This window comes from Streptomyces sp. NPDC088354, assembly GCF_044753585.1.
Taxonomy (GTDB): domain Bacteria; phylum Actinomycetota; class Actinomycetes; order Streptomycetales; family Streptomycetaceae; genus Actinacidiphila.
In genome coordinates this window covers 1-8,870 of the sequence record NZ_JBIVNJ010000093.1, presented here as the reverse complement: position 1 = coordinate 8,870, position 8,870 = coordinate 1, and the positions used below count along the sequence as shown (strand labels likewise).

Annotated in this window: 7 protein-coding genes; 2 read left to right on the top strand and 5 right to left on the bottom strand. The window is 63.0% G+C overall.

Translation table 11 applies throughout. The annotated features are described in order from the left end of the window. A partial coding sequence (locus ACIP98_RS41355; protein WP_401981915.1) for an integrase core domain-containing protein occupies positions 1 to 144 on the top strand: 144 nt, incomplete at its 5' end. A gap of 622 nt (positions 145 to 766) precedes the next feature. Here ACIP98_RS41355 and cas6e read toward each other — a convergent pair. From cas6e to casA, 5 genes are all read right to left on the bottom strand, one after another. Further along, positions 767 to 1,552 (bottom strand): type I-E CRISPR-associated protein Cas6/Cse3/CasE, encoded by a 786-nt coding sequence (gene cas6e, locus ACIP98_RS41350; RefSeq protein WP_401981912.1) that lies wholly within the window; start codon positions 1,550 to 1,552, stop codon positions 767 to 769. A 3-nt stretch (positions 1,553 to 1,555) separates the two neighbouring features. Further along, positions 1,556 to 2,362 carry a type I-E CRISPR-associated protein Cas5/CasD gene (gene cas5e / locus ACIP98_RS41345; protein ID WP_401981909.1) on the bottom strand — a complete coding sequence of 269 codons (807 nt, stop codon included), beginning with the start codon at positions 2,360 to 2,362 and terminating at the stop codon, positions 1,556 to 1,558. Further along, positions 2,359 to 3,531 carry a type I-E CRISPR-associated protein Cas7/Cse4/CasC gene (gene cas7e / locus ACIP98_RS41340; protein WP_401981907.1) on the bottom strand — a complete coding sequence of 391 codons (1,173 nt, stop codon included), beginning with the start codon at positions 3,529 to 3,531 and terminating at the stop codon, positions 2,359 to 2,361. The genes cas5e and cas7e overlap by 4 nt, the downstream gene beginning before the upstream one ends. 171 nt (positions 3,532 to 3,702) lie before the next feature. Next, the gene (gene casB, locus ACIP98_RS41335; protein WP_401981905.1) at positions 3,703 to 4,842 is read right to left on the bottom strand and encodes a type I-E CRISPR-associated protein Cse2/CasB; all 1,140 of its coding nucleotides are present in this window, start codon (positions 4,840 to 4,842) and stop codon (positions 3,703 to 3,705) included. After that, complete coding sequence (gene casA / locus ACIP98_RS41330; RefSeq protein ID WP_401981902.1) at positions 4,839 to 6,533, bottom strand: type I-E CRISPR-associated protein Cse1/CasA; 1,695 nt, start codon at positions 6,531 to 6,533, stop codon at positions 4,839 to 4,841. The genes casB and casA overlap by 4 nt, the downstream gene beginning before the upstream one ends. A gap of 1,422 nt (positions 6,534 to 7,955) precedes the next feature. Here casA and ACIP98_RS41325 point away from each other — a divergent pair. Beyond that, positions 7,956 to 8,609: a DUF6461 domain-containing protein gene (locus ACIP98_RS41325; RefSeq protein WP_401981899.1), complete on the top strand. Its 654-nt coding sequence runs from the start codon at positions 7,956 to 7,958 to the stop codon at positions 8,607 to 8,609. The last annotated feature ends 261 nt before the right edge of the window (positions 8,610 to 8,870 follow it).

Sequence of the window (8,870 nt, the reverse complement as noted above, 5' to 3'; positions counted from 1 at the left end):
CAGGTCGAACTGGCCACCGCCGAGTGGATCGACTGGTACAACCACAGCCGACTCCACGGAGAGATAGGCCACATCCCGCCCGTCGAGTACGAAGCGAACCACTACCTCAACACCACGAAACCCCAGGTCACACACAACGTCTGAGATCTCTACCGAACCCGGAACGGTTCAAGCCGTGCAAGATGTCAACCGACCTGCACCTTCTACTCTGTGCATCCAGCCTCACTCATGTCGGAGAAGAAGGATCAAGCCGCTAGCCGAAAGAAGAGTGGCGAGACAAGGGCGGCCAACCCGCCGGCCACAACAGCGATCTCTACAGCGCCCGGTGTCAGTGTGCCGCGCGGACAAGATACCCCCGCGTATGCGGGGACGACCCCTTCGTAACGGTCAAGTCCGGTGACACGCGTGAACTACCCCCGCCCAGCCGGGGACGCTCCGAGACGGTCAGAACAGTAGCGTCCGGTTCTCGATATACCCCCGGCCGTGCGGGGACGACGGCATTGCCCTGATCAACCGCGGCTATGAGAATGAACTACCCCCGGCCGTGCAGAGACGATGCCGGCTCAGGCCGATCGATTCAAGCATGATCCGAGCTACCCCCGCCTGTGCGGGGACGACGCATTGACTGCGGTGATGGCACAGCGGCCAGAGGAAATACCCCTGCCTATGCAGGGACGACACCGTACGCAGAGGTGAGGCGGGATACACGGTCAGCCGCTGGGCGGGCGTCCCGCATTCCGAAGCACCGCCATGGGATAGACAATAGTCACCTCGGCTGGGAGGGGGCGAGAGTGAGGAGACCTTGGCCGTAGCCTTTGGCCGGGCCGATCCCGGCGAGGAGGGCAGCGCGCAGCGCGACCGGGTCGGTGACACGAAGGTGCCCGTGGAAGGTGGCCGTAGCCAGAGTGATGCGTGGGCCATGGCTGTGTTTGCGGAAGCGCAGGACGTCTCGGGTGAATAGGGACACGGCGGGAGCGTCCTGAGGGCTGGGGCTGTCGTGGGTGATACCGGGGGCGGGGGCTGGGGTCGGCACGGTGGGGATTGTGAATCCATGGCGTTCAGCGCGCGTCAGGAGCCAGTTGAGCTGTTGCGCTGCGGTGCGTTGGGGGACGCGAAAGCCTCGTGCCCTACGGTCGGTTGTGGTGCCGGCGATGCTCTCCTGCTGTTCTATCCGGGCGGCTTGTTCGGCGCTGGGCTTGAGGGGGCGATGTACGGACTGCACGGGGTTGGCGGTGAGCCGGAAGGTGAATTCCCTGCCGATCAGAACTTGTTCGAGTATCGGGGTGTAGTCCGCGACGAGAGGCTGCCCGCCTTCGGCGTCGGGCCAGCCGGCTTGTTCGACGAGATGGTGCCAGGAGGGGCGGTTCTCTGTGAGTACGAGGAGCTCAGCGCGATGGACGCTGTGGTTTTCCAGGCGCCAGAGGACGCGCTCGGTGACCGGCTGGATGGCGAGACCGCTGAGGACGGCTGCGTGCATGCGGTGCGGGTTACCGAGCAGGGAGGTACCAATGCGGCGGCGTGGGTTAAGAGCGATTTTTGACAGGTACGGCATGGGTCACCAGCCCAGGAGTGCGAAGGGGTCGTGGCCCTGGGGGCCCTGGTTCGAGGATTGGCTGGGTGTGTCGGCTGTGCTCGCATCGAGGCTGGTGGGCACGGTGATCCATAGGTGTTTCACAGCCCTTTGGCTGTAGGTCGTGCCTTTGCGTAGGTGGTAGATGTCGGGTACATCGGCGACGAGATCCTCACCTTGGGGGTCCTCGATGGTGGCTTCTAGCGAGACGTGGGTGTTGTTGCTGTTGCGGCGGCGGTGGTGGTGGGATGCCTGCCAGGGGACCGTTGACAGAATGTTGCTTAGTTCGGTGTCGGGATGGAGTCCGAGGCTGAGTGGGCCGGTCGGGGGGCAGGATCGGCGTCCCAGTGCCAGAGGGAAGTAGGGGTGCTTCACCGCGTGGTCGAGTTCTTCCAGGAGTGTTGTGGGACCGCGCAGCGCAGCGATGAACACAGCGTCCTGAAGGTAGTAGCGCTGGGTGATGTGAGTGTGCTTGGCGGGGCTAGTCCGCTTTTGAGTGCCCTTGGCGTCTACCTTGCTCGCGGGAAGCGGCAATCCACGGTGGTCGCTGACGGTGTGATAGTCGCGGAGCAGGCTACCGGGCTGGTCTACACGGATGCCGAGGCGCAGGCCCAAGAGGTCGGTGAGCGAGGCACCGCGGGGGCGACCGGCTGCGGCGGCGAGTAGTCCAAGAACACCGGATTTGGTGGGTTGGGGGCGGGTGTCGCGTCGGTTGTAACGAGAGGGGGCGCCCCAGGATTGGAGGGGGGCGGCGAGCCGCAGGACGAGGACGGCCGAGTCGGTGGTCGTCATGCGTTGGTCCTCTGAGAAGTGTCGTTGGCCAGAGTGCCGTTGGTGAGCCAATGCCCCACCAGGTCTCCGAGGGTTTCCAGTACGGCGGGGAAGGTCACGGAGGGGCCGAACGCCTCAGTAAGGTTATGGCCTTCCACAGCGTAGGTGGCCAGGGTGCGCTGTGGTCGCGTTCCCCAGGCTGTGGCGACTGCCGTGAGTTCGTTGGCCAGGCGGGTAGCGGATTCTGTGGCAAGTCCGTTGTAGCCAGTGACGGGTTGTTCGAAGGCGGAGACGAGGTTGACGGGCTGGTCGGTGCGGACGGTGATCAGCACTAGGTGGGGCAGGGTGCGGTGGGCGAAGGAGTTCTGGTAGCCGGTCGGCATGGAGCGGGCAAAGGAATCGACGAACCGTACGGTGGTATCGCGGGTGGATTCGGCGGAGGAGAGGTTGTCCATGAGTTGGTGCACGCCGAGAACGGCGTAGCGGTAGAGAGTCGAGGAATTGAACTCCACGGTGCCAATCATGCTGGCGCCTGTATCCTCAAGGTTTTCGTCGTCCACGGCAGTGAAGTAGTCGAATTCGGTGCGGACAGCATGGGTGGACAGGGCGTGTGCGACCTGCACTGCGGCGTCCACGTTGAGGTCTTTCAGGTCGGCAACCATCCGGCCGAACAGGGCTACTTCGGCGGGGTGACCGGTCGACAGGGCGGTCACCACAGGCAGCTTGCTCACCTCTTCCTTAAGATCCTTGTCGGACAGGGCGGCGAGCTCGGTGGCGCGGCCCTTCAGGAGGGTCACAAGGGAGTCGAGCTGCTGTTTGCCGAAGAACAGCAGATAGGCGGATTGGTCCTCCTTCTTAGCGGATTTGGTGATGCCCAGCGGTTCGAGGAGCGTGCCCGCGAGCCGGTTGGCCTGTTCGGCAGTCAGCCCCGTTCCGTCCTTGGCTGTGCTTTGAACGAGTTGCTCGGCCAGGAGGGCGCTGATCCGCTTGGTGCGGGTGGCACGGTCGGTTTCTGGCACGTTGCTTGCAAAGTGGATACGAGTGGCTCGTTTCCATGCTTGGGAGGAGACGCGAGCGCGGCGGGCGCCGCCGTAGACGGCCTGCTTGGGGGTGCCCGAGTCGTCCCGGTTGATGTTGGACGGGGGCACACTCTGGAGGATGTGCACCTCAACGTAGAGAGTGTTGTCCATGGACCGACTCCTTCAGTGTGGTCGGGCGTCCTCTTACGGCAGGACGGGCGAAATGGGGTTGTACCGCGTCGGGGCGTGTCGGGTTCCGGCGTTTGGTGGGGTTGCGCTCGATGCGGCTGGGTTGGCACCAGCACGTTGCCGTGTGAAGACCGGGGCCGGCCGGCCCCGGAACTAGGAGTTGTTGGTGGGTATGGCCATGTGGAAATCTCGGTCCCAGCGGCTACGAATGCGCGCTTGCTGTTCAGGGTGTTTTCGGTTGTCCCAGCTCAGCAGGTCCTTGGAGAGCCGGTTGTAGTCCAGGCCGATTCCGGCGTTGCGTAGTAGGGGAATGAGGCCGCGTAGGTGCCACAGGAGCTCGTTGCCGTCCGTTGCCGTCAACAGGTGCCCTAGGCGTCGTGGCACGATGTGTTGCCCCGTTCTGGCTGCACTGGGCAGCCGCAGCAACTGCCGACAGGCCAATCCGAGGCTCGTATTCACGACATGCATCGGCTCGCGCCGGGACTGCTGGTGGAGGCCGAACAGGGTGAGTGCGGCGTGTTCGGCCTTCAGGCCCTGGCTGTTGAAGCCGGCTTGCTGTGCGGTAGAGCTGATCCGGGTGCGGTAGAACGACCACATCGCGGGTACCGTGCCTGCATCATGGCCCAGACCTCGTCGCAAAACCGCCAAGTCGGACTCGGCCCCCGCGCGTTGTGCATTAAAGGTAACCCAGTACGGGGAGTCTTCGAAGGTGTGAACTGTGAGGAGGCCGCTGTCCGGGTTGCTCGTCTCCATGCCTGCCCGATCGGTGTACTGCAAGCCCCAGGCGCGAATTGTCCTATCATGCGAGGGCTGCATCCAGAATTGCAGATCCCGCAGGAGCCAGGTGTAGTCGATTCCGATGCCCGCAGTCCGGAGCAGGGGAATTAGGCCGCGCAAATGCCACGTGACCTCGTGGAGGTCCTGTGCGGTTGCGACCGCGATGATCCGCTGGTCCAGCGCTTTCTCCGAGATCGAGCCGGTGCGGCTAAGCCTCCGACATGCGGTGCCTAGGCCGGTCCGGGGGCGATGCACGGTCGCTGTGGACGGGGACTGGTGGAGGCCGAACAAGGTTAGTGCGGCGTGCTCGGCCGCATAAGCGGCGGGTACTGGCTCGTGGGGCTCCAGGCTGTCCGGGAGCGAGGCACGGTGCATTGGACGCATGCGCGGCACGCTGCCGGGCTCGCGGCCTAGGCCATCTCGAAGTATGCATAGATCACGTGCGGCGTATCTCGTGCCGGGCCTGAAGGTCTCCCAGTAATGAGGGCGGCGAGGGGCTTGAGCGGTCGTGGTCATGCCGCTTCCTTCTCGTTCAGCGAACGTCCCTCGGGGACCCGTTGCAGGATCTCCAGGAGAGACTTGCGGAAGGCGCCCTCTGCGCTGCCACTGCGGAAGGTGGTTTCTTTGCCGTTGACCTTGATTATTCGACCGACCGCGGCTCGGGGCGGCGTGGCAGCGAGTAGGGAATGCGCTTCATCGAGCGCATCCCGACGCAGCGATTTTTCCCATGCATGTTGACCGCGCTCCACGAGTTCGGGGTTGTCTCCCGCGGTTCGAAGACCGGCCAGAAGGCGGCGCATACTGCGGTCCACCCCGTGCAGGAAACGTACCGAGGCGGCTTCTCCCTTGTCCCGGGGTAGTGGATCACCGCCCGCGGCCCGGCGCAGGTCGGCGTGAAGACGGTCCAGGGCGCGGCCTACTTGATCCGCCTGTTCAACACAGTCCAAGACGGCCTGTCGTAGTGGGGTGTCCTCACTGACCAGCGAGGACACCGGCAGCGGGATGGCATCTGCGATGGCGTTTTCGACTACCGCGCTCTGGTTGCCGTATTCCAGACCGTAAATCTCCACGCCGAGTGGGTAGTCGACTGGCAGGGCGCCTTCGGCCCGCAACTCGCCTGCCTGCCGCAGAAGTGCTGAGGTGGACGGTCCATCCGAGTCGGCGGATGCCGTGAGCGCAAGCAGTGCGTTCAGGCCTTGCCAGGAGGCCCGCGCAGACGAGTGGCGGCGCGGGCGTAGCGGTGGCTCGCCGGCCTTCGGTTTGACCGTATGGTTCCATGTGGCATGCGGATCGATGGCCGGAGTGAAAGTAAGACGGTCACCTGCGCAGACCACCACTTGCCGGACCCGCAGGCCAGTGGGTGTCTGGCAGGGGATCAGCCGGATCCGTCGGCTTTGGAATGTCAGCAAGTCCAGCAGACCGTGTGCGGAACGCACGGACCACTCGGGGCCAGCCGGGTCCATTTCTCCCGCTGTCCGGAGACGCTCCGACCCAGCCCACTGGGGACGGTCGGCCGAGTCGAGTCCCCCGGGCAGAATCGGAGTGTTCAGAACCAGCGTTTCGTATAGTGTCCGCCCAGTCGGCATGACGACACCAAACTGGCCAAGTGGGCCTGTCGGATTACCCGTTGTCTTATTGCCCTTTGCCGCCTGAGGGTCGCCGACCGCACCGGTCTTGATGGCGGCAGTATCCCAGCACTGCGCGTGCAGCAGCCACAGGGCGGCCTGGGCGGGTGTCAGGGCCAAGTCGTCTGCCTCACTGAAGGCACTGAACAGCGGAACGTTGTTGCCCGTCGCGATCGACGGAATGAGCAACGTGGATGGCTTCGTTTCCCCTGTCCGTGCGGTGAGCCCACCCGCTTGCGCGAATGGCCGCGCTGATGTGGTGGGGAAGAGCAGAAAATGGTCCCCATAGCGAGAGGGACCTAGATAGCTGGTGAGCTGTTCGACCTCGGCTTTGGAGAACCGGCCACGCTGGAACCGTTCGCGCCACTCTTTGATTGTCCGAGGAACGCCCAGTGCATCCAGCACCACCGGCAACAGCACCTGACGCAGCAGCGCGGGGACCATGGTCGGTGTGGGAAGACTCAGCCGGCGCACCGATTCTGGGGCTGTCAGCACCTCCAGGAGACTGGCCTCGCATGCTGCACCGTCTGTGGGGACAATTGGCAGCCATTTACCGTGAACAAGGTCTCCTTCAGGCCCCATGGAAGCCTCCATCGCTGAACGAGACACGCCTTCCCCAGCACTTCATCTGGCCATTGCAAGTCCGCAATCGCGCTTGTGCACCGCCGTGCGGGCCCGCTTCCGCCACGACTCGATGCATCTCCTTGAGCCAGATCGCCGGGGCCAGCAGGCGCTTCACGACTACAGACTGGCGTGTGGGAGGGACGCTGAAAAGCGCGTTCAAGCCACCGCTCCGGCAGCTCGAACAGGCGGGGCCTGTACCTGCTCCGAACTGCGTCGCTTGTTTGGTGAACCGCGCCCGCCTGCGGGGACCTTCCAGGGCCAGGACTAGGGCTCTCTCCAGGTCTATGCCAGCTTCGTGATGACGGACTGCCTCTGTGGACGAAACTCCGGGAAGCTCTTGGGCCGATCCCGATTTGGGTGCCTTGTGAGGGAAAGCGGCTCTCAGCGCCCTTGAGTAGTCCTCATCATCAGTCGCTAGGGGAAGGAACACGTTCTGCATATCTCGTCTCAGACGCTGCCGGGGTAGGGGCAGGCGCCGCTGTACTTGGCCGCTGCCGCACGTTGCTCCCCCGATACGGTCGGCAGTTGCTGCTTCTCTCATCTGTATTGGAGCAAAGCTGACGGATGTATCAACACGCACCCGAGCCTTCAACCTTATTCCGCAAGCGAGTCAGCAGATAGAACGGTAGCGCCAACTTTCGCAGTCGGGAGGGTCGGCGCAACCTCGCGTTTTGAAACGGGCCCTGCACGCTCTTGCGGTTACGGAGCGCTACAGCCGCTCCAGGGGTCTTCCCTGTGGTTTGAAGGGGGCTTACGGGCACGGACTAACCTCCTGCACGACGCCATCTGAGGTGCGCTTGTCAAGCGCACGACTCCATCAACCAGTGGGCAACCCGCCCTGGAGCAGCACTCCGGTCAAAGCCATACATCGGATCAGATCTCGGCCATGTGCGACACGCAGGGTGGTCAGCTCACCGCTCTTCGTGTACCTCGCACCAGGCAGCATGTCGCAGGGATCGCAACCCATCAGCCCCGGCGATCAACGATCAGTAGCGACCAGCCCGAAGGCCGGTCCGCGGGCGCGCAAATTCAACATTATGGCACTGGAGTTCAATACTCGATGTGACCTACCCGGTTGGCTAATGCTCTAGCCGAGTAGGGCTTCGGGTGAACGGAGCCAGGATCTGGTCATCCGACTGGGGTCTGCGAGGGCCAGCGAAACCACGGCGCCCCCACCCCCTCGGGGCACCGTGGTTTCCAAACCTGTTCTGCTCGCACCAGGCCGGTCGCCGGCGCATGCGGCAAATGACACCCTCAGCGGTCGATGCGCGTAAGACATACGAACGGGACCCTGGCAGGCCTGATATCGTCCAGGGAAAATGATGCACCGTGAATTAATTTGACGCATCGGTACGCATCCGAAGGTGGAGGAAATTTCGCGTGAACGAGAAATACTCTTCGAATTGGGTGGAAGAGTCAGGATTGAACCTTGACCCGGGATATTGCATCACGGCTGTGAGGGGGATTGGCCCGCGAGATTCCTTGCACCGGTTTGGGATCCATGACTCTTCGCTACTCACCTCACTTTGGTCAGAGCTGGCGGCGCGAGCGCGGGAAGTCAGTGAACCAGCCTATGATGCGGTGCCCATTGCCGCATTTGCGATCGAAGATTTCACTGTGATTGTCGAAGAGAATGGATATCGCGGGAGTATTGACGAGCTCCTCGAGTCTCTATCCCGGGGTACGGCGGCTGTTAATGTTTACCTCAGTCCGAGTAGTGGGGGGCAAGAGCTCAAGATTTTTGAGGACGGCCGTCAGATTGCATATATCGATGGAGACTCGCCCGACGAGATAGATACTTTGGATTCAGAGCTTAGAATCCGATTGAATCAATTGATCGACATAACATCAGGGCCCCTCGACAGCGAATCGGATCCCCAAGAGGTGCCGGAAGATGAGGGTGACGCAGAGTGGGCGGATCTCCTACAGGTCGCCTGTGAATACCTGGGCTTGCAGCCGCAAATTTCCCACGTCAGTGGACCTGTCCTGGGCGCAGTAGATTCACTGCAGGCGACTTACGGGATAGTGAAGTGAGTAGACCACTTCATGATCCAGGTGATTGCCCGGTCGAACGAGGGTTCGACGGAGATTGGGGCGGAGTCGGCACGTAGAGGCAGGGCTTCCTGCAGCGCCGGGTCATGAGGTGTTACGCCATTGGCACGTGCGACCCGTGGCCCGCTCCCTTGCTGCGCAGGATCATTGAGCTTTTTCAGCGTTGCTTCTCCAGGGTGAGGATGGCTTTGGCTGCTGACGACAGGCGGTTGGGGCTGCAGCGGGCGTGACGGAAGATGCGCC

Excerpts from the sequence above, each read along its gene's own strand:
- cas6e (WP_401981912.1), bottom strand. The coding sequence starts at position 1,552 with ATGCCGTACCTGTCAAAAATCGCTCTTAACCCACGCCGCCGCATTGGT.
- cas5e (WP_401981909.1), bottom strand. The coding sequence starts at position 2,362 with ATGACGACCACCGACTCGGCCGTCCTCGTCCTGCGGCTCGCCGCCCCC.
- cas7e (WP_401981907.1), bottom strand. The coding sequence starts at position 3,531 with ATGGACAACACTCTCTACGTTGAGGTGCACATCCTCCAGAGTGTGCCC.
- casB (WP_401981905.1), bottom strand. The coding sequence starts at position 4,842 with ATGACCACGACCGCTCAAGCCCCTCGCCGCCCTCATTACTGGGAGACC.
- casA (WP_401981902.1), bottom strand. The coding sequence starts at position 6,533 with ATGGGGCCTGAAGGAGACCTTGTTCACGGTAAATGGCTGCCAATTGTC.